Below are 19752 nucleotides of genomic sequence, written 5' to 3' on the forward strand. Positions count from 1 at the left end.
GGTGCGGATATGAAATCAGTTAAGGAAATTGCTGATGAATACAATATGAACCGTGAAGAAACAGAATGGTTTAATAGGTTCATCAATATGGCAATGTGTTATATAAAACACCGTAGATTACAACAAATAAATAAAAGAGCAGCTAGCGAAAGCTAACTGCTCGACTCTTGGGTAAGTTAGTAAAAGGGTATCAACAGTATAGACGGAATATTGAGTTTTATTCAGGGAGGAAGAAAAAATGAGAGAAATTAAGTTTCGTGGCAGAAAAATAAACGGCGCGGATTGGGTTTTTGGAGATCTCAGGAAAACACAAAACGGAAATGTTGGAATTTCAGTTAATGGAAGATTGTACATCGTCGATGCTGAAACGGTTGGTCAATATATAGGATTGAAAGGTAAAGAGAATAAGGAAATCTTTGAGGGCGACATTGTAAAAGCTTGGTCTACTGGTTCATGCGGTACATTTGAGGTTCGGTGGAGACAAGGAGGAGCGCCATGTTTCATGTTATATCCAGCTTTTAAAAATGGAGAAAGGTGGAGATTACACGGAACACAAGATAAGCATGGTAATTATTACGATGATGTAGAGGTTATCGGCAATATTCATGAAAATCCAGAACTACTAAAAAACTGAACAAAATAATCCTTTGGAGAAAAAATAAGATTTAGTAATTATTAAATAAAATCCTTTAAAAAGGTAAAAAAACGTAAGAAAATGATATAATAATAGCAATTAAACATTTTGTCCTACTGGAAGAACCAGCGGACACTGAACTATTAAGAGCATTTGCAATATTGCTCTGTAGTTTGGTGTTCGCTTTTTTATTTTGCTTAGAGGTGATGGGAATGAAAAAGATTCGCAATCAGCAGCAAAAGAAACAGAATAAGCAGCAGAAGGAAGAAAAATTAAGTATTCGAGATATAGAGGAATTAATGGGTGTTCGCAGACCAAGATATGAACGAGGTCATGGAGGAGCGCTTAGACAAAAATAAAAAAATTGGAGGAATTAATATGAAAAAACAATTATCATTCAAAATGCCAGTTGTAGATGGAAAGAAAACAAAACAAGCGGTTGAAGAAGTATTTGGAACATATCGTCAATACTTAGCGACAATGCCAAGCGATATCTTACCTAAAGTTACACCATCATATTCTATTGTTCCTCCATCGTGTACAAATGCATTTCATAGTTCAACAGAAGAGATTGCAATTGAAAGACTTGAGTATGAAAAAGAAAGAAACGATTTTATGGAATGGGTTCATGGTGCCGTTAATCGTTTGAAAGATGATGAGAGACAAATTATTGTAAAGAACTTTATGGAAGAAGTGCCAGGGTATGATCAGGATATTTGGTTAGATCTTGGAGTCGGAAAAACTAAGTATTACAAATTAAAAGGGCAAGCACTCCTACGTCTAGCTTTTAATTTGAAAATAGAAGTGTACAAGAAAAATTATAGACAAGCAGAGGTGAAGAGTGCATGAACCTTGTTCAACCAATCCGTGACAAAGAAGCAATTCAAGAAATAAAAGAATATTTGAAGGAACGGAATGAGCGTAATTACATTCTGTTCCTTTTAGGAATTAATACAGGATTACGCATTTCAGATATTTTACGTTTGAGAGTTCGAGATGTAGAGGGGTGGAATATCTATATTAGAGAAAAGAAAACAAAGAAGATTAAAGAAGTGAAGATGCCATCTGAATTAAAGAAAGCAATAAGAGATTATATAAAAGGAAAGCCTAAAAATGAATTTTTAATCAAGAGTCGTAATGGCAAGAATAAACCGATTACTCGATCTATGGCGTATATCATATTGAATCAAGCAGCAAAAGAGTTTGGGTTAGAAAGGATTGGTACTCATTCACTCAGGAAAACGTATGGATATCATCATTATAAGCAATTTAAAGACGTAGTTGTTTTACAGAGAATGTTGAATCATACAGATCAAAAAGAAACGTTACGTTATATCGGAATTGAACAAGACACATTAAATGACTATCAAAAGAAATTTAAAATTTGATGTCTTATTTTTTTAGGTATTTTTGAATTCACTACAAAAGAAAAGTTTCAAATTCATTTTGATGAGGCGCTGTGATTATTGATATTTCTAAGGCGAAACGATATAGGCAGATTCAACACAATATGGTTTGTAGTGAATTCAGTTTTATTAAAAATGAACTCTATTTAGTAAAAACAATCTAAAAAGTGATTGGAAAACAGTGGGGAAATAATTACTTAAAAACGATGAAAGTCATTTGACGTAATATAAAGTTATAAGGATAATTTAGTATGATGGAGCAAATTATGTGTCATAAATTCAATGGGAGGTTTATTTATGGATAAAATTTCATCTTTAGCACATAGAGTTTTAATAGGCATTTATAATGAACAAATAAAGGAAAAGGCAAACACTAATAAACTATCAGCAACCTACTTTGGAACGAATGCAGAAGGCTTGGTTAATGCGATTCTTGAGTTAGAAGAAAAGAATTACATAACAGGAGCTAAATTTGCAGAAGGTGGTAAAGGGAATAAGAAACTTGCTCCTTGGTTAGGAGAGGTAGAAATCACTCATTCAGGTGCTGAATATCTAGCTGAACATGTCATGTAAGAGGGAATAAAAGAAAAACGCGAACTTTTTGCGGAGGATTTGCGAACGATTTGCGGACACATTTTCGTTTTAGACGTGATATATTTGTATTGTGAGAAATGGCGGAAAACGTTTCTCATGATCCTCTATATTTGAAAATAGGTTGTCGTGTCAAATGGTGATGGTGAGGATTGAAAGAATGCCGATTCTTGTTTCCAAAATAGAAATTTGCATGACAAGGCTTTGAAAATGGAGAAGGGCTTTTGCTCTTCTTTCAATCGCTGACTATGAGACACATTAGTAACTACGGGAGAGTGACGTATTGTCGGCGATTGAAAGAGGTGTAGAACCTCTTAACCAAACTGAAGTAAATATGTAGTACACGCAATGTGATTCGTTTATTTAAAAAGTAAAACTTCATGTACCGCAATTAAAAGAGTATCCATTTGGGTGCTCTTTTAATTTTTAAGGAGAGTGATAGAAGTGAGACCACGAACAATTGTGACATGTGAGAAATGTTCAGGTACTTTTAGATTCAAACCTCTGAAAAGAAAACTACCTAATGGAATTGAAATGCATTACATCAAATGTAGACATTGTAGAAAAGAGTATGTTTCTTATTACACAGATGAAATCATTCGTCAGCAACTTCAAGATAATGAAGTGAAGCGTAAAGAATTAAGAGAACGAATGATGGCTTCAGAAGATGAGGAAGAAATCAAGAGATATGTAGAACAGATCAATCAACTTTCCCAAGATGTCGGGAAACAAATGGATCTGTTGAAGGAACGAATAGACGATGGCAAGTAGACCAAAGAAGTCTTGTGCGTATCCGATGTGTATTAACTTAACTACTGAAGGTTATTGTGATAAGCATAAACTAGAAGTTACGCAATCGTATGACAGGTATCAGCGAGATAATATAACTACAACGTTTTATAAAAGCGCGGCATGGAGGAAGACACGAGAGAAAGCTTTGTCTCGTGATAGCTATTTATGTCAACGATGTTTGAAACATAAGAAGTTAACACCAGCTGATATGGTACATCATATTGTCGAAGTGAAAGAAGATTGGTCAAAACGTTTAGACATTAGCAACCTTGAAAGCTTATGTAACAGTTGTCATAACAAAGTACATGGAAAGAGAGGATGAGATAAATGAAAGAGAATTATAAATCAGCAACTCATATTGGAGATGTTGTAGTTGGTATTCATTGTGATACAAAAGTATTTCAGAAACAATTGAAAGCGATCAGTAATCATGCACGTGAGCTAGCTGGAGAGTTGGAAGCGATTAGTAAGGAAGATGTGCATGATGTATTAGCTAACTATTCAACAGATGAATTGCTTGAAGAAGTTAAAAGACGTGCAATTAAGCTTTCGGGTTCAGTAACTGAAGACGTTTTGAAATTATCTAATGATTTAAAATTAACCATTACTCGTAGAATTCATTGAAAAAGATAATCCCCCCTCCTTTTGTTTTCTGAAGAGGTCTTTCTAGGGACCGGTGCCCCGCTTCGTGTTTTACGCGGAAGGTTTCTTAAAGGGGGGAACCCTCAAGAAACTGACCACTTATTTTTAAAGGTGGTTATTTTTTATCCATAAATTGTAAGTGAGGTGAGAACATGGATGAGGACTTTAAAATAAAGTACAAGCCACCGACTCATCTCAAGAAGATTGGAAAAGATACTTGGTTTCGCATTTGGAGGATTTTAGAGACGGAGGGTAAAGCTGATATTAATGATCCAATAGCAATTGAGATGATTGCTTATAGTTATCAAATGTATAAGGAAATGGCGGCACAGATTAAAAAAGATGGTCTAACGATGGACTATACAAATAAAGCTGGTGCTACCAATCGAACAAAGCATACTCTTATTCCAGAACTTCCAAAATATATGCAGCAAACACGACAGTATTTAGGTGAGCTTGGTTTAACTGGTGCAAGTCGTAAGAAGCTTCAAGAGGAATTAGTTAAAGAAGTAGATGATGGTTTCGATGACTATTAAACAAGTTGACACGCATGACTATGTAACTGAATATGCAAAAAAGGTTATTAGTAGGAAGATAGTTACTAGCAAAAAAGTACGTAAGGCTTGTCGAAGGCATATTCGAGATTTACAGCGCCGAGATGATGAAACATTTCCATATGAATATAGTGTAAAAGAGGCTAATAGAGCGATTATATTCATTGAACGTTTTTGTAAGCATAGTATTGGCAAGATGGCAGGTAAGCCACTTTTACTTGAATTATGGCAAAAATTCAATGTTGGTAGTCTATTTGGGTGGATAGAAAAAGAAACGGGTTATAGAAGATTCTTAGAAGCTCTCATTATGATTGCTCGTAAAAATGGTAAAAGTACTTTAGCATCAGCGATAGCTTTATACTTATTTATGAAAGATAACGAGTATGGGGCTCGTGTATATACATTGGCGAATAAGCGTGATCAAGCTAAATTGGTATTCGAAGAAGCAAAAAGAATGGTTAAACAGTCACCAGCATTGCGGCGAAGGGTAAGGATTATACGTGATAAATTGTATTATAATGCGATGAATTCAGAACTGGAGCCACTTGCTAGTGATTCGAAAAAGCAAGACGGTTTAAATACACATGGAGCAATCTTCGATGAAATTCATGAGTATAAAGATCGTAAGTTAATAAATGTTATTCAATCATCTTATGATGCCCGTACACAACCTCTTATTTTGCATATTACGACAGCTGGTTTTGTTCTTGATGGTCCTTTGATGAAATTTTACGAAGTTGCAGATAAAATGTTAAACGAAACGGTCGAACACGATCGTTTTTTTGCATTTATTGCAGAGATTGATCCAGAAGATGATTGGAAAGATGAAAAATGCTGGATCAAGGCAAATCCAAATTTGGGTGTCACAATCACTCTTGAAAAGTTAAGAGAAGCGTATAAAACGTATGTCTTAAACAATGAAATTAATGAGTTTAAGACAAAAAGACTTAATTTATTTGTAAACGCAGCAGAAAAATGGCTTGAATGGGATGTAATTAAGAAGAATTATGAAAAAGAATACAACATTGAAGATCTTGAAGGATGTATGTGTATTGGTGGAGCTGATTTATCTGAGACCACAGACTTAACAAGTGTCTTTTTAGAGTTTCCGCAAGAAAACGGTTCGATTAAGTGTATTCATCATAGTTTCATTCCAGAAGCTAAGCTCTTAAATAGTGAAGATAGAGCAAATTATGAGCTTTGGGTAGAAAAAGGGTATCTTACAGTTATACCAGGAGAAGTAATTGACTATGATTTTGTTACAAATTGGTTTGTAAGAATGTCTGAAAAATATCATATTCAAGAGGTTTGCTATGATCCGTTTAATGCCGCACAATGGTTTACTCAAATGCAAAATTTAGGTTTTGAGATGGTTAAGGTCCAGCAAGGATTTAAGTCAATGAATTTATCAATGAAGGATTTTGAACGTTTATTGTTGCAAGGAAAAGTCAACTTTAATCGCGATTTGATGTTTAGATGGTACATGAGTAACGTTAAAACACAAAAGGATAGTACAGGTAATATAAAACCCGTAAAAGCAAATAAATATTCAAGAATTGATGGTGTTGCAGCAGCGTTAACAGCTCATTTCCGTGCAATGGTTTATATGAATCAAACCGATCTGAATGATCAAATTTTGAATGGAGAATTCTCTCTATAGGTGGTTTTGAAATGAAAAAAGAGTATATTAAAGGGATTTTCAATTTAATAATGCTATTGCTGAATGATTTATTGTTTGCAATCGGAGCAATATTGATTTCGATTACAGCATATCGTATTCATCTAAACGCTGGACTATTTGTTACAGGCGTTTTTTTTATGTTTTATGCATTATTACTTAGTGAAAAGTCATCAAAAGGGAGGTGATTAAGTGTTTTTAGAAAGGTTATTTGCACAGCAAACACAACCTGAAACGACGTGGGATTTAAAAGACACACCTCAATGGGTTCTTGATATGTTTGGTGGAAGAGACACTTCAAGTGGTGAACGAGTAACTGAGGCGAATGCACTTATTCATCCTGATATTTTTTCTTGTGTGCAAGTGTTAGCTGATGATGTCGCTAAATTACCAGTACACACATTTTTAAAAAATGATAAAGGTATTCAAAGGGATACAAAACATTCAGTTGCTAGACTTTTATCACGAAAGCCTAATCCTTATATGACAGCTTTTATTTGGAAGAAGTTAATGATGACACATGTAAGTATTCGTGGGAATGCCTATTCTTTAATTGAATTTGATAAATATGGTGAAATTAAAGCGCTAGTACCGTTGAATCCAGAGCATACGCATCCATATATAGATCCAAAAAGCGGTATGCTTTGGTATCAAACTTCTCATAATGGAAAACCGCTTGAATTATACGATGAACAAGTACTTCATTTTAAAGGAATGTCGGAAGATGGCATTAATGGTAAGTCTCCCATTGCAGTTGTTAGAGAACATATAGGGGCGCAAGCGGCAGCGACAAAGTATAATGCTAAGCTATATAAAAATGACGCAACTCCTAGAGGGATTCTAAAAGTTCCAACTATGTTGAAATCACCAGCAAAAGATGAAGTTCGAAAAGAATGGAAACGAGTTAATGCTGGGGAAAGCATTGCAATCGTTGATAATGGGCTTGAATATCAATCTATTTCGGTTCCACTACAGGATGCGCAGTTTATTGAATCTATGAAATTCAATAAATCACAGATTGCAGCTATTTTTAAAGTTCCTTTACATAAAGTAAATGAGCTAGAAAGATCTACTTTTAATAACATAGAGCACCAGTCTATAGAATACGTAAAAAACACATTACAACCATGGTTAACAATGTTTGAACAAGAAATTAACACAAAATGTTTTACAGATAAAGAGTTAGACGATGGGTACTATGTGAGGTATAACGTAAATTCAGAGTTAAGGGGCGATTCTAAGACACGAGCTGAGTTTTATGAGATTATGCAACGTATTTCTGGTCTAAGTATTAATGAAATTAGAGAGTTAGAGGAACGAAATGGAATTGGTGAAATTGGTGATCGTCACCTTGTGACTCTTAACTATACATTCTTGGATCTATTAGAACAATATCAAATCGCTAAAGCTACGAAGGGAGGTGGGAAATAGTGGGTAAACCATTTTTTACATTTAATGCTCTTGGGAGTTCCGTTGGAGAAATTAATATATATGGAGAAATCGCTAGCAAAAATTATTGGTGGGATGAAGATGTAGTGACCGCTAAAGAGTTTAAAAAACAATTAGATTCTTTAGGTAATGTAGAAACCATCAATGTTTATATTAATAGTCCAGGTGGGGATGTATTTACTGGCCAAGCTATTCACTCTATGTTAAAACGTCATGATGCTCATGTGAATGTTTATGTAGATGGATTAGCAGCAAGTATTGCTTCTGTAATTGCTATGGCTGGAAATACTATTCATATGCCAAGAAATGCAATGCTGATGATTCATAATCCATGGACTTTTGCATTTGGAAATGCAAAAGATTTCAGAAAAACGGCAGATGATTTGGACAAAATTCGAGATAGCATCTTAGAAACATATTTATCACAATCTCCAGAGATGAATCGAGATGAATTAATTAATTTGTTAGACAATGAAACTTGGTTAACAGCACAAGAAGCACTCGATTTAGGATTAATTGATGAAATAACAGAAGAGAATGAAGTTGCAGCAAGTATTAGTGATAATTTGTTTAATCGTTATAAAAATGTACCCCAATGTTTTAAAACTGTTCAAAGAGAAGCATCTTCATTGCAACAACCAAATAACCAAGAGAGAGAAAAAATAAAATTGCAATTAGAACTACTCAATTTAGTGTAGTTCTTTTTTATGTTCAAAAATGGAAGGAGACAAAGAAGAATGAAAAAGGAACGAGAATTGCGCCAAGCATTGGCAAAAAAGAAAGAACAAATTCAAAATTTAATTGATGAAGGTAAAACGAAAGAAGCACAAAATCTACTAGAAGAAGCGAAAGATATCCAAAATCAAATTAATCTTTTAGTTGAAGCTCGTGAGTTAGAAGTTCCTGATCCAGTAGTACAAAATATCAATCCAGACATGCAGCATGAAGAAGGGGAAGAACAAGGGCAAAATGTTTCCGAAACGAAAGCATATCGTAATGCTTGGTTTAAAGCGATGACTGGCCGTGAACACGAGCTGTCTGCCGAAGAAAAAACAATGCTTAGAAATGAAATGCGCGAAAATGTTAGGGTAGCTAATTCTTTATCTAGTGGCAGTGATAAGGATGGCGGCTATACAGTACCAAAAGATATTTCAAAAGAAATTTTACAATCAATTAAAGAAATGGGTTCAGTTCGTAATTTAGTTCGTATTGTGCCAGTATCAGCGCCATCTGGTTCGCGTACCAGAAAAAAGGGAACAGCAGGCAAGCTTTACAACACAGCTGAGAAAGAGCAAATTAAAGAACTGAAAAATATGGAGTTTGATCAAGTTGAATATAAAGTGAAAAAGTTTGCAGGATTTATGCCAGCACCTAGTGAGTTACTAGCGGATTCTTTTGTGAATTTTGCACGTGAAATCGTGGACTGGTTATCTGAATCAGCGCTTGTTACTGAAAACGAAGAAGTTTTCTATGGAACAGGTGGTGAAAAAGGAATTGAGGGTATTTTTACAACAGATAAATTCAACAAAATTAAAGCGCCAAGCTCAATTGATATTAAGTTCTTACGTAAAGTAAAAAACTCAGTCAAAAAAGGGTATCGTAAGAATGCTAAATGGGTTATGAATACAGAAGCATTTGAATTAGTATCAAATATTGAAGATAAAAACGGCCGAGGTATTTTAGCTCCGGACCCAAGGGAAGAAGATTTATTCAATTTATTTGGACGACCTGTTGAAGTATATGACGAAATTCATACAGATGATAAAACCAATAAAACACATATCGCATTTGGAGACTTCCAGCGAGCTTATTCTATGTTTGATCGTCAAAAATTCGAAGTGAAATCAACAGATGAAGGTGGAGATGCTTTCTTAACAGATCAAACATATTTCCGTGGTATTGAGCGATTTGACGGTAAAGTTATGGATGAAGAGGCAGCTGTAATTGTGACTGATGTATTAGTTGGCGAATCTGCAACAATACCTGAGGGCACTAAATAAAAAGAAAGAGAGTATCTCCTCTCTCTTTCTGTAAAGGAGGAATGAGATGCTTGAGGAAGTGAAGCGGTACTTACGTGTTGATGGAGATGAAGAAGATAAAGATATTGAATCATTTATCAATGCGGCCAAAGAAGACTTGATTGATGCTGGCGTTAGTGAAGAGCAGCTGAATACCGATTCCGGAAAAACAGCAATCAAAATAATTGTTGGTTCTTTATATGATGGTGAGGAATCGAAATTAAGTAAAACATTGCTAAATATCGTAACGAAGTTGAAATATCGCGGTGATACATCATGACATCAAGAAAATATAACAGACGAATTATATTACAAAAGAAATCACTAGATTATGAAACGGACGAAGAAGGAAACCCACTTGGACCATGGCAAGATGTAGTAAAGGTTTGGGCAGCGGTCAATCCACTTAGAGGACGTGAATTTTGGCAAGCAGCATCAGTTAACGCTGAAAATACCATTAGAGTAGAAATTCGATATCGAAAAGGGATAACGAATGATATGCGTATTTTGTATGGCGAGCGTATCTTAGAAATTACTAATGTCATAGATGTTGAAGAGAAGCATAAAGAAATGCATCTCATGTGCAAAGAGGTGTTAGACAATGGCTAACATGGAATTACAAGGAATGGCGGAATTGATGTTAAGAGTGCAAGAAATGGGCCGAAAAGGAGCATTAGCACAAAGTAAAGCGGTAAAAGCGGGTGGTAAAGTTTTTCAAGAAGGCTTTTCACGAGAAGCGCCGCGGAGTAAGGTTCCACGTAAAGCAACTCCAAAGCAATCTTGGAGAACGGGGCAACATGGAGCTGATAACGCAAAAATTAGTGGTGTAAAAACAAAAAATGGCGTTAAATATGTAAACGTTGGCTGGTTGAAAAGTGATAATTCACCATTCTTCTATATGAAGTTTCAAAACTGGGGAACTAGTAAAATGCCAAACCCACCAAAAAAAGGTTTTGCTGAAAAGGTAGTTATGGCAGGAGAAAAAGAGTCTCTACGTGCTATGAAAAATGTACTAAGGCAGGAGTTAAGGCTATGAGAGATTTAAATAAAGAAATTAAGAAGGCCCTTGAAAATAATCAAGAGCTTGTTTCTTTATTAAGTGGTAAAAGGATTGGTCATTTAATTTTTAATGGTGATAAAAATAATCCTTATATCACTTTTTCAGAGGTAAATAACCAAGATGGTGATTTTGCTGATGATAGAGTTTATAACAGTGATTTATTATATCAAATTGATATTTGGTCAAAAAAACCGATTACAATTCAATATAAAAAAGAGGTCGATAGAGTAATGAAATCTATCGGCTTTTCTCGTTTTTCGACAGCTGATCTGTATGAGGACGATACGAAAATCTATCACTACGGTATGAGATACCGTACAAAAATTAGTTTAATTGAGGAGGAATAATATATGAATGGAATTCCAGTAGGATTTCGTGACTTGCATTGGGCTGAATTATTAAAAGATGATGAAACAGGTTTTGAATATGATAAACCGATTAAGATCGCTGGTGCGATTGAAGGGAAAACATCATCAAAATCAGAAACAGTTAAATTAGAAGCTGATGATGGAGTATTTGCATCTTCATCTACCTTTGGCGGGGCTGAGGTGGAATTAAATGTTGCGGATTTACCATTGTCAATTTATGCGAAATTACTAGGAAAGAAAGTAGTTAAAGGACAAGTTGTTGATAAAACAACTGATGTGGCTCCATATGGTGCATTAATGTATCGTATTTCAAAGGATAATGGAAAATCCAGATACGGTGTGTTATATAAAATGAAATTTGAACAACCAGATGAGGAAAATAAAACGAAAGGTGAAAAGGCAGAGTATCAAACAGCGAAAATTAAAGGAACAGCGATGGAGCGTAAATTTGATAACGCATGGCGCAATCGTCTTGACGAAGATGAACCAGACTTTGATGTAACGGCAGCTCAAAACTGGTTTAACGAGGTTCCAAAATTACCAACAGAAACATTACCGAAAACTATTACTAAGAACTGATGAATACCATCAGTTCTTTTTCTTTTAAAAATATAATGTGAAAGAAAGGTTGGAACAAATGAATCAATTAAAATTAAAATTGCGACAAAAAGACGGAAAATATCGTGTTTATTATTTAAATAATCATATTTCAGGATTGAAAGCACGTGAAGCAGCAGAATTAGCAGATTCATTAAAGGAAGATGATGTCCCTTTCGCTCTAGTTGAACAAGGAGCACAGTTTGTTTCGGAAGTTTTTCAAGAACAATTTACAGCAGATGAATTTTTAGACGGCACACATGCTCCTGATTTGGTCATTGTAATCTTTGCGGTTGTTCAAACTGTTTTAGGAAAAGTAGCTCAAGCAGCACAGATATTAGAAGTAGCTTATGCTCAGCATGATAAAAAAAAGAACCATTATCCCAAAAACAGACGGAAGAAAAGACAACATATTCAGAAGTAATAATGGATCTATATAACACTTTAGAAGAACAACATAATTTAACACAAAATAAAATTGATAGTATCGATATCATTTATTTTATGAAGCGTATGGCTCGTAAGAAAGAACAAGATAAGCCAAAGTTAGCTACAGCAGAGCAGGTACCTTGGTTGTAGGGAGGTGAAGGTTTGGCGCAAGATATGGAGTTAGGCGTACGAGTCTCGATGGACTTGCGTAATTTTGATTCCGGTGTAGCTGGAATGAATCGAAAACTTAAAATGGTAGATTCTGAGTTTAAAGCAGCAAGTCAAGAGGCAAAGCGTTATGGTGATTCAGTATCTCAATTAAGGACAAAGCTAGATTATTTAGGGCAAAAACTGGATATTCAAAAACAAAAAGTTGGTCGTTATAGACAGGAAATTGAGAAATTAAGAAATAAACAGCAACAATTACGTACTTCTAGTGAAAACTTAGCTGGAAAGATGCAACGTTTAGAACGAGAATATCAACAGAGTGCTCAAGCGACTGGTAGAAATTCAGAACAAACTAAACGTTTAAAGCAAGAATTAGAACAAGTTCGATCACAATATACGATGAGTCTTCAAAGTCTAAGTCGTGTAAATGCAGCTATTGATAAAAATACGACTTCTCTTAACAGAGCAAGAGAAGGCGAAGCACGGTTAAGGAATGAAATACGCCAAACGAATGAAACATTAGAGAGACAGACATCTCTCTTACATAGGACTACTGAAAGAATGCGCTCAGTCGGGACCAAAATGCAAGATGTTGGTGCCACGATGGGCGCTTCTTTTATGGCCGGGGCTACTACGATGGGATATGCCCTCGGGAAAACAATTACAACGGCAGCTGATTTTGAATCAGCTATGTCTCGTGTAGCGGCTTTATCTGGTGCATCGGATGCTGAATTACAAAAGTTAACAAAGACAGCAAGAGATTTAGGAGCGTCCACGTCATTTAGTGCCAGTCAAGCAGCAGAAGGAATGCAGTATTTAGCTATGGCAGGATTTAAAACAAATGATGTTATTGCGGCAATGCCAGGTTTACTAGATCTTGCAGCAAGTGGGCAAATGGATTTAGGAGCGGCAGCCGATATTACATCAAACATTATGTCTGGTTTTGGAATCGCAGCACAAGACGCTGGACGAGTTGCAGACGTTTTAGCAAAGGCAAGTACAAATGCAAATACAGATGTTGCTCAATTAGGGGAAGCGATGGTTTACCTTGCTCCGGTATCTAAATCATTGGGCTGGTCCCTTGAAGAAGCAACAGCAGCCGTTATGGCCATGTCTGACGCAGGTATTCAAGGCGCGCAAGCAGGCGCAGCGTTTTCTACTTCTATGGGACGTTTAGCTAAACCAACTGGTGAAATGGAAAAAACAATGAAGAAGCTGAAAATAGAAATATTTGATGCAAACGGAAAAATGAAGTCTATGCCAGGTGTTATTAAAGAGCTTGAAAAAGCTACTCGTGGTATGACAGATCAACAAAAATCGGCAACATTAACTACCATTTTTGGTGCTGAAGCATATAAACATTGGGCAGTATTAATTGATAAATCATCAGATGCTCTTGCTGACAATACAGAAATGTTAAAAAACAGTGCTGGCACAGCGAAAGAAATTGCAGCTAAGCAATTGGATAATTTAAAAGGGAAAATTGTAATTTTACAATCATCTATTGAAGGAGCGGCTATCACAATAGGTCACGCTTTAATACCGGCAATTGATGCGATTGCTTCTGGTGTACAAGGAGTTGTAGATTGGTTTAATAATTTAGATGAAGGAACACAACAAGTGATAGCAACAGGTGCAGCACTAACAGTTGGCTTAATGGGAGTCGTTGGTGTATTAGGGCTTATGACAGCCGCAGTTGGAACATTGTTGGCAAACCCTGTTGTTCTGGCAATTGCTGCGGCAACAGGTGCAGTTGCTGGTTTAGGTGTAGCTCTTGTTAAATTAAAGAATGACACAGAAAAAGCTAATGCCGATGCATTAAAATTTGGCGATGGAGTTAGCCAAGGTACTAAAAAAGCGGCAAAAGGATATGTAGATTTACGAGAGCAGGCTATGGTGAATCTAGCTAAGTTACGCGTTACATCTGGAGAAGAAGCTGAAAAAATAGTAAATGAAACAGTAGAAATATTCTCGAAAATGGGAAGCGAAATTAAAAATGCACTTGATAAAGATCGAGTTAACATTCAAAAGGCGACGGCTGATTTGTTAGGTCAAATACCTGAAGCGCTAAAACCAACTGTAGAACAAATTGGTAACGCAGCTGTTCAATCTATTGATTTGCAAATGAAAAAAATTCAAGAGAGTGAAGCAATTGTATTAGAAGGATTAAGAAAATTTGGCGGGAATATTTCCAATATGCCTAAAGAATTTGCTAATCAATATGTACAAGCTATGGGAGATATGGATGTATCTTCTAAAGTGTTTGTTCAAAAAATGTCTGATATGAAAAATTACATGCAGACAATGCAAGAACAAAGTGGAAAAATTAACGCAGATGGTGCGAAAAAGTGGTCTAAAGAAATTAATGATGCGTATAGTACAGCTGAAAAATCAGCTAAAAAGTGGATGAAAACAAAAGAAGAAGAATGGGAACATCAACGAGCTTCTGGTCATATTACAAAAGAACAGTATGATACATTAAATAAAATAACCAAACAAGCATACGATGAAAGAATTCAAATGGCTAAAACTCAAAAGAAAGATGCATTAAACGTATTATTGGATAGTCTTTCTGAGGAAGGACAAATGTATGATTTGCATGAGGGGAAATTGATCAATAAAAAACTACGTTTTTTAGAGAGTGAAGAGTCTATACGTAAAGAAAGTATGCAAAAGAACAGAGAATATGTAGAGGCTATAACAGCTGACGCGGAAAAAAGCGAAAAAGCAATGATGGAGAACCAGGAAAAATTAATCAAAACCTATGGTCAAACAGCCTCAAAATCAATTGAAGAATTCACAAATGTGATTAAAGAAGGTGGCGAAAAAGGAAGAATAGCCGCACAAACTTTAGGCATTGAGACTTCTGAAGGTTTTAAAATTGATGTTGGTGATAAAGGAGTGCGAACGGTAGAATCTTTTGTTAAAGGATTACAGAGTGGCGAATTAACTACTAGGGATGCTGCAGTTGCACATATGAATCAGTTAAGAACCATTTATGGGACTGGTAGTTTTAGTCCGGAAGGTTTAAAAGCAATTGAAAGTTTTGCTGAGGGATTAAAATCAGAAAAACCAGAACAAGTAGCTAAGCAACTTGGTTTAGATTTAAAATCTGATATGGAGATAGATCTTGGTCCTAATGGGAAAGTCACAGCTCAATCTTTCGCTGAGGGGCTTTCAAATGGAACATATACATTTGATTCTATTTATCAATATTTCAGACAAAATTTAAAAAATGGTATGAAGTTCGATTTGTCAGATGAAGGTAAAAAAAATATAGAAACTCTTCAAAATGGTATGAAAGCAAAAGCTATCGATGTTGAAGAAGCCGCTAAATTATTAGGATTGAATGTTGAAAGTGGCGTTCAAGTTGATCTCGGCAAGGCTGGGGAATATAATGTTCAATCATTATTAGCCGGTTTACAAACAGGTGATATAAAAATCCAAACATTTGTAGAAGGCGTGAAACACCTTCTTGAAAATGGAGCTAAAATAGACTTAACACAACAAGCTAACGAAACGACCAACTCATTTGCAAATGGCTTAAGCCAAAATCAACCGTCTGTTCAAAACGCAGCTCAAGGATTGGGCAATACAGCGACTGAGGGAATGAATACAGTAGACGGGAATACTCCAGGAGCGAAAGGCGGAGAAGAATTTTACTCATCTTTATTATCTAAATATGGTTTTGCGCAAGCGGCAGGAATCAGTCTTAGTAGCGGAGCAACTGAGGGAATGAATACAGTAGACGGTAGCACACCTGGAGCAAAAGGCGGAGATCAATTTTACACTTCATTAGCATCTAGATATGGATTCGCACAAGGAGCTGGTCAAAGTCTTGGCAGCGGAGCAACTCAAGGAATGAATACAGTAGATGGGAACAGCCCAGGAGCAAAAGGTGGAGATCAATTTTACACTTCATTAGGAGCAAGACGGGGGCAAGCACAAGGAGCTGGTCAAAGTCTTGGCGGTGGAGCAACTCAAGGAATGAATACAGTTAATGGTAATGCACCAGGGATAAAAGGCGGTACAGAGTTTGCTCACGGTATTATGAGTCAAAGTGGTAACTCTCAAAATTCTGGTAAGAAAGTTGCAAAAAGCGGTGAAGCAGGACTAAGCAGTGTAAAAACAACTTCTGTTGGTGCAAGCTTCGCATCTGGTTTTGCTAGTGGTATAAGAAATGGCGATGGCCCGGTAATGAGTGCAGCAAAAGGTTTAGCCAATATTGCATTAAGCGCCATGAAAGGCGAATTAAAAATAAATTCACCTTCTAAGCGAGTCAGAGATGAAGCTGGACATTCAGTAGGCGAAGGCTTTGAAGTTGGTATTGATGAAAAAATCGACACTGTACAGAGAGCAGCACAAAGGATGGCTAAAGCAGCCGTACCAAAAGTAAATCCAAGTGATCTTTCTCGTGCTACAAAGTATTTAAATATGTCTACCTATGGTTTTATGGGAACGTCAGGAAATTTCATTAATCCAAATCGTATAGAATATGAAAATGTAATAGGTAATCAAGGAAATATACAAATTGAGGTGCCTGTTGTACTAGAAGGAAGAGAGGTAGCTCGTGGTAGCTACCGATATATAACTCAATATCAAGAGAGAGAAAGAAAAAGAAACGCAGCATTCTAATAGGTTAGCGTTTCTTTTTCCTTTTTAAAGGAGGTAGGGAAATGGGTTCTTTTACATTTAATGGTCAAAGGAAAAAATACATTACAATCCTTCGTGAATGGAAACGACCTGTGTGGGCACCATTAAAACGTAATTTGCTTCGCGTTCCTAATTATCCAGGTGCTAGATTACTAAATACACAGACCGATATGCGTTTTTTTTCTATACCAGTCGGAATAGAAGGCGTGCATAGTGATGATCTACCAAGATTAAGGGAAGAATTGGCTGATTGGTTGATTACAGAAAATCCTAAAGAACTTATTTTTGATGAGGAAATAGATAGGAGCTATTTTGCGATTGTAGATGAAGGTTTTGAATTAGATAAGTTTGTAAATCTTGGGCAAGGCGTTATTACATTTGTTTGTCCAATGCCTTACAAACTCGGAAAGGTACAGACTCACGAGTTCGAACGAACTTGGACATCAGAAATAACATCGCGTTTCAAAAATGAAGGTAGCGTAGAAGCACCCGCATTAATTAAAGTTGATGTAGAAAATCCAAGCACTTTTTTAGACGTTTGGTTCGGAAAATATCCTAGCGAAAGAAATTATTTTCGAATTGGCTACCCCCTCACTGTAGAAGAAAAAACGGTACAAGAGCGTGAGAGGGTTATGTGGGATGAGATGTCTACTACAGTAGGATGGACTCCTGTTACAGGTCAATTTGACGATATGAAGGGTACGGGCTCTTTCAAAGTGAGAGATGGTTACGCGCTTTATTGTGAGGATTATGGGAAGGAAAAAGGATTTCATGGCGCAATCGCCAAGAAGAATATCCCGTCAGGACCGCTTCAAGACTTTGAGATGGAAGCGTGGGTGCGTCTGAAATCAGCGAATATCGGGCAAATGGGGCGTGTGGAAGTGCTTCTTTTAGATGAAGCAAGCAACATTGTTACACGTATCAATATGAACGACCTCTATTGGGATGCTGAACTGACAAAAGCGCACATGAAAATCGGAAATGCCGGAACACCAGGTAGTTTACGTAAGTTAGTCGATACAAACGGGTCACATCCTAATACGTTTAACCAATTCTACGGACGCTTGAGAGTAGCTAGACGAGGGAATCAATGGTCTGTATATGTAGCGCGTTTTAAAGATGGAACGGAGATTGACGATGCTTCATTAGTAGAACGCTGGATTGACGAAAGTGGAAATCCAATGACTAGCAGAAAAATAGCACAAGTTATGATTTCGATTATGGCGTGGGATGTCAATGATCCAGTTTCAGTGATGAGTATCGATGACTTAAAAATCTGGAAAGTGAATAAAGTACCCGAAAATACCAAGCCTTATATTTTCGATAAAGGCGATAAAGTCGTTATCGATGCCGAGAAAAGTTTGGTGACGATTAATGGTAAAGATGCGATAAATATCAAAGACATTTTCAGTGATTTTCCAGTTGTGATACGTGGTGATAACAGGGTTGATATTATGCCGGGCGATGTAGGCGCAGCAACGATTAGCTTTAGGGAGCGATACAGATAATGAAGATGAACGGAATTTTACATGTCGTAGACTTTAAAACCGAACAAATTGTAGCAGCTATTCAAGCGAAAGATTACTGGGATGATATGCGGCACTGGGAACTCAAAAATAATATCGATACGCTAGAATTCACTACATTCGACGGAACAGAACAAGCGGTAACTTTACAACAACAAAATCTAGTGTTGAAGCAAGTCCGAGACGGCCGTATTGTTCCATATGTTATTTCGAATGAAGTTGAAAAAGACTCGAAAGACAGGTCTGTTACTGTGCATGCAGCGGGCGCATGGGTCTTGTTGGCGAAGGCTGGAATTATTAGACCGCAACGAATCGAATCGAAAGCACTTAATGAATTTGTCGATATGGCACTAGCGGGAACGAAGTGGAAACGCGGTAAAACGGAATACGCGGGCTTCCATACGATGACCATTGACGAGTTTATCGACCCTCTTACATTTTTAAAGAAAATAGCTTCTTTATTTGAGGTAGAAATCCAGTATCGTGTGGAAGTAGTTGGCTCTCAAGTAGTCGGCTGGTATGTCGACATGGTCAAAAAACGTGGTCGCGAAACAGGTAAAGAAGTAACGCTCGGCAAAGACTTAGTTGGCGTGAGACGTATTGAGCATTCACGGGATATTTGTACAGCTTTAGTTGGTTTTGTACGCGGTGAAGGCGATGAACTTATAACGATTGAATCTATAAATAACGGGATTCCTTACATTACTGACTCTGACGCTTTTCAGCGTTGGAGCGAGAATGGACAACATAAATTCGGATTCTACACACCGGAAACAGAAGAACAAAATATGACCCCGCAACGTCTTTTAACTCTTATGAATACAGAGTTAAAAAAACGTGTAAATGCGTCTGTTTCATATGAAGTTGAAGCGGCGGATATTTCGAAAGTATTCGGGTTGTCGCATGAGGAAATCAATGAAGGCGATACAATTCGAATTAAGGACACGGGATTTACACCGAAACTTTATTTAGAAGCAAGAGCGATTGCTGCTGATGAATCATTCACAGACCCTACGAAAAACAAATACACGTTCGGTGACTACCGCGAGATTGTGGACCCGAACGAAGAGTTACGAAAAATGTACAATAGAATCCTTTCTACATTAGGAAGTAAAGCGAACAAAGAACTATTAGAACAGTTAGAAAAGCTCGTACAAGAAACCGATGAGAAAGTTGAAATTGTACAA

At 36.6% G+C, this 19752-nt stretch carries 24 protein-coding genes; all 24 read left to right on the forward strand.

All coding sequences use genetic code 11. The annotated features are described in order from the left end of the window. The first annotated feature begins 238 nt into the window (after positions 1-238). Positions 239-634 (forward strand): YopX family protein, encoded by a 396-nt coding sequence (locus tag MR058_RS21840; protein WP_210351803.1) that lies wholly within the window; start codon positions 239-241, stop codon positions 632-634. Positions 635-846: 212 nt separating this feature from the next. Then, positions 847-993, forward strand: coding sequence for a hypothetical protein (locus tag MR058_RS21845; RefSeq protein ID WP_210351802.1), 147 nt, complete (start codon positions 847-849; stop codon positions 991-993). Between the two features lie 19 nt (positions 994-1012). Continuing rightward, the gene (locus tag MR058_RS21850; protein ID WP_210351801.1) at positions 1013-1483 is read left to right on the forward strand and encodes an ArpU family phage packaging/lysis transcriptional regulator; all 471 of its coding nucleotides are present in this window, start codon (positions 1013-1015) and stop codon (positions 1481-1483) included. Beyond that, entirely contained in the window at positions 1480-2022 is a 543-nt protein-coding gene (locus tag MR058_RS21855; protein ID WP_210351800.1) for a tyrosine-type recombinase/integrase, read from the forward strand. The genes MR058_RS21850 and MR058_RS21855 overlap by 4 nt, the downstream gene beginning before the upstream one ends. Before the next feature lie 315 nt (positions 2023-2337). Continuing rightward, entirely contained in the window at positions 2338-2613 is a 276-nt protein-coding gene (locus tag MR058_RS21860) for a YjcQ family protein (RefSeq protein ID WP_210351799.1), read from the forward strand. A gap of 462 nt (positions 2614-3075) precedes the next feature. Further along, positions 3076-3402, forward strand: a complete 327-nt coding sequence (locus MR058_RS21865) for a transglycosylase (RefSeq protein WP_210351798.1) — start codon at positions 3076-3078, stop codon at positions 3400-3402. After that, a complete protein-coding gene (locus MR058_RS21870; RefSeq protein ID WP_210351797.1) occupies positions 3392-3745 on the forward strand; it encodes an HNH endonuclease in 354 nt (117 codons plus the stop codon). Before MR058_RS21865 ends, MR058_RS21870 begins: the two co-directional genes overlap by 11 nt. 5 nt (positions 3746-3750) lie before the next feature. Further along, positions 3751-4047 carry a hypothetical protein gene (locus MR058_RS21875; protein ID WP_210351796.1) on the forward strand — a complete coding sequence of 99 codons (297 nt, stop codon included), beginning with the start codon at positions 3751-3753 and terminating at the stop codon, positions 4045-4047. A gap of 170 nt (positions 4048-4217) precedes the next feature. Beyond that, entirely contained in the window at positions 4218-4601 is a 384-nt protein-coding gene (locus MR058_RS21880) for a phage terminase small subunit P27 family (protein ID WP_210351795.1), read from the forward strand. Then, the gene (locus MR058_RS21885) at positions 4591-6279 is read left to right on the forward strand and encodes a terminase large subunit (protein ID WP_242145819.1); all 1689 of its coding nucleotides are present in this window, start codon (positions 4591-4593) and stop codon (positions 6277-6279) included. The genes MR058_RS21880 and MR058_RS21885 overlap by 11 nt, the downstream gene beginning before the upstream one ends. An 11-nt stretch (positions 6280-6290) precedes the next feature. Next, a complete protein-coding gene (locus tag MR058_RS21890) occupies positions 6291-6485 on the forward strand; it encodes a DUF1056 family protein (RefSeq protein ID WP_242145820.1) in 195 nt (64 codons plus the stop codon). Positions 6486-6489: 4 nt separating this feature from the next. Then, positions 6490-7728 carry a phage portal protein gene (locus MR058_RS21895; protein ID WP_242145821.1) on the forward strand — a complete coding sequence of 413 codons (1239 nt, stop codon included), beginning with the start codon at positions 6490-6492 and terminating at the stop codon, positions 7726-7728. Beyond that, entirely contained in the window at positions 7728-8444 is a 717-nt protein-coding gene (locus MR058_RS21900) for a head maturation protease, ClpP-related (protein ID WP_242145822.1), read from the forward strand. The genes MR058_RS21895 and MR058_RS21900 overlap by 1 nt, the downstream gene beginning before the upstream one ends. 39 nt (positions 8445-8483) lie before the next feature. Next, positions 8484-9746 (forward strand): phage major capsid protein, encoded by a 1263-nt coding sequence (locus MR058_RS21905; RefSeq protein ID WP_242145823.1) that lies wholly within the window; start codon positions 8484-8486, stop codon positions 9744-9746. A 46-nt stretch (positions 9747-9792) separates the two neighbouring features. Further along, positions 9793-10044 carry a head-tail connector protein gene (locus tag MR058_RS21910; protein WP_210351790.1) on the forward strand — a complete coding sequence of 84 codons (252 nt, stop codon included), beginning with the start codon at positions 9793-9795 and terminating at the stop codon, positions 10042-10044. Further along, positions 10041-10373, forward strand: coding sequence for a phage head closure protein (locus tag MR058_RS21915; protein WP_242145824.1), 333 nt, complete (start codon positions 10041-10043; stop codon positions 10371-10373). Before MR058_RS21910 ends, MR058_RS21915 begins: the two co-directional genes overlap by 4 nt. Continuing rightward, positions 10366-10800, forward strand: coding sequence for an HK97-gp10 family putative phage morphogenesis protein (locus MR058_RS21920; RefSeq protein ID WP_242145825.1), 435 nt, complete (start codon positions 10366-10368; stop codon positions 10798-10800). The genes MR058_RS21915 and MR058_RS21920 overlap by 8 nt, the downstream gene beginning before the upstream one ends. Continuing rightward, a complete protein-coding gene (locus tag MR058_RS21925; RefSeq protein WP_242145826.1) occupies positions 10797-11171 on the forward strand; it encodes a DUF3168 domain-containing protein in 375 nt (124 codons plus the stop codon). Before MR058_RS21920 ends, MR058_RS21925 begins: the two co-directional genes overlap by 4 nt. 3 nt (positions 11172-11174) lie before the next feature. Then, a complete protein-coding gene (locus tag MR058_RS21930) occupies positions 11175-11771 on the forward strand; it encodes a major tail protein (protein WP_242145827.1) in 597 nt (198 codons plus the stop codon). Between the two features lie 58 nt (positions 11772-11829). Further along, positions 11830-12213, forward strand: a complete 384-nt coding sequence (gene gpG / locus MR058_RS21935; protein WP_242145828.1) for a phage tail assembly chaperone G — start codon at positions 11830-11832, stop codon at positions 12211-12213. 2 nt (positions 12214-12215) lie between these two features. Further along, complete coding sequence (locus MR058_RS21940; RefSeq protein ID WP_242145829.1) at positions 12216-12368, forward strand: hypothetical protein; 153 nt, start codon at positions 12216-12218, stop codon at positions 12366-12368. Positions 12369-12380: 12 nt separating this feature from the next. Beyond that, complete coding sequence (locus MR058_RS21945) at positions 12381-17021, forward strand: phage tail tape measure protein (RefSeq protein ID WP_242145830.1); 4641 nt, start codon at positions 12381-12383, stop codon at positions 17019-17021. A 41-nt stretch (positions 17022-17062) separates the two neighbouring features. Next, on the forward strand, positions 17063-18547 hold the full coding sequence (locus MR058_RS21950; protein ID WP_242145831.1) for a distal tail protein Dit: 1485 nt from the start codon (positions 17063-17065) through the stop codon (positions 18545-18547). After that, positions 18547-19752 (forward strand): phage tail spike protein (locus MR058_RS21955; RefSeq protein ID WP_277926668.1); only part of this gene is annotated, 1206 nt, incomplete at its 3' end. The genes MR058_RS21950 and MR058_RS21955, both read left to right, overlap by 1 nt.

It is taken from the genome of Bacillus cereus group sp. BfR-BA-01430, assembly GCF_022663115.1.
Lineage (GTDB): Bacteria > Bacillota > Bacilli > Bacillales > Bacillaceae_G > Bacillus_A > Bacillus_A cereus_BD.

Excerpts from the sequence above, each read along its gene's own strand:
- MR058_RS21840 (WP_210351803.1), top strand. The coding sequence starts at position 239 with ATGAGAGAAATTAAGTTTCGTGGCAGAAAAATAAACGGCGCGGATTGG.
- MR058_RS21910 (WP_210351790.1), top strand. The coding sequence starts at position 9,793 with ATGCTTGAGGAAGTGAAGCGGTACTTACGTGTTGATGGAGATGAAGAA.
- MR058_RS21860 (WP_210351799.1), top strand. The coding sequence starts at position 2,338 with ATGGATAAAATTTCATCTTTAGCACATAGAGTTTTAATAGGCATTTAT.
- MR058_RS21915 (WP_242145824.1), top strand. The coding sequence starts at position 10,041 with ATGACATCAAGAAAATATAACAGACGAATTATATTACAAAAGAAATCA.
- MR058_RS21885 (WP_242145819.1), top strand. The coding sequence starts at position 4,591 with ATGACTATTAAACAAGTTGACACGCATGACTATGTAACTGAATATGCA.
- MR058_RS21880 (WP_210351795.1), top strand. The coding sequence starts at position 4,218 with ATGGATGAGGACTTTAAAATAAAGTACAAGCCACCGACTCATCTCAAG.
- MR058_RS21925 (WP_242145826.1), top strand. The coding sequence starts at position 10,797 with ATGAGAGATTTAAATAAAGAAATTAAGAAGGCCCTTGAAAATAATCAA.
- MR058_RS21905 (WP_242145823.1), top strand. The coding sequence starts at position 8,484 with ATGAAAAAGGAACGAGAATTGCGCCAAGCATTGGCAAAAAAGAAAGAA.
- MR058_RS21920 (WP_242145825.1), top strand. The coding sequence starts at position 10,366 with ATGGCTAACATGGAATTACAAGGAATGGCGGAATTGATGTTAAGAGTG.
- MR058_RS21870 (WP_210351797.1), top strand. The coding sequence starts at position 3,392 with ATGGCAAGTAGACCAAAGAAGTCTTGTGCGTATCCGATGTGTATTAAC.
- MR058_RS21850 (WP_210351801.1), top strand. The coding sequence starts at position 1,013 with ATGAAAAAACAATTATCATTCAAAATGCCAGTTGTAGATGGAAAGAAA.
- MR058_RS21845 (WP_210351802.1), top strand. The coding sequence starts at position 847 with ATGAAAAAGATTCGCAATCAGCAGCAAAAGAAACAGAATAAGCAGCAG.
- MR058_RS21890 (WP_242145820.1), top strand. The coding sequence starts at position 6,291 with ATGAAAAAAGAGTATATTAAAGGGATTTTCAATTTAATAATGCTATTG.
- MR058_RS21855 (WP_210351800.1), top strand. The coding sequence starts at position 1,480 with ATGAACCTTGTTCAACCAATCCGTGACAAAGAAGCAATTCAAGAAATA.
- MR058_RS21950 (WP_242145831.1), top strand. The coding sequence starts at position 17,063 with ATGGGTTCTTTTACATTTAATGGTCAAAGGAAAAAATACATTACAATC.
- MR058_RS21875 (WP_210351796.1), top strand. The coding sequence starts at position 3,751 with ATGAAAGAGAATTATAAATCAGCAACTCATATTGGAGATGTTGTAGTT.
- MR058_RS21940 (WP_242145829.1), top strand. The coding sequence starts at position 12,216 with ATGGATCTATATAACACTTTAGAAGAACAACATAATTTAACACAAAAT.
- gpG (WP_242145828.1), top strand. The coding sequence starts at position 11,830 with ATGAATCAATTAAAATTAAAATTGCGACAAAAAGACGGAAAATATCGT.
- MR058_RS21930 (WP_242145827.1), top strand. The coding sequence starts at position 11,175 with ATGAATGGAATTCCAGTAGGATTTCGTGACTTGCATTGGGCTGAATTA.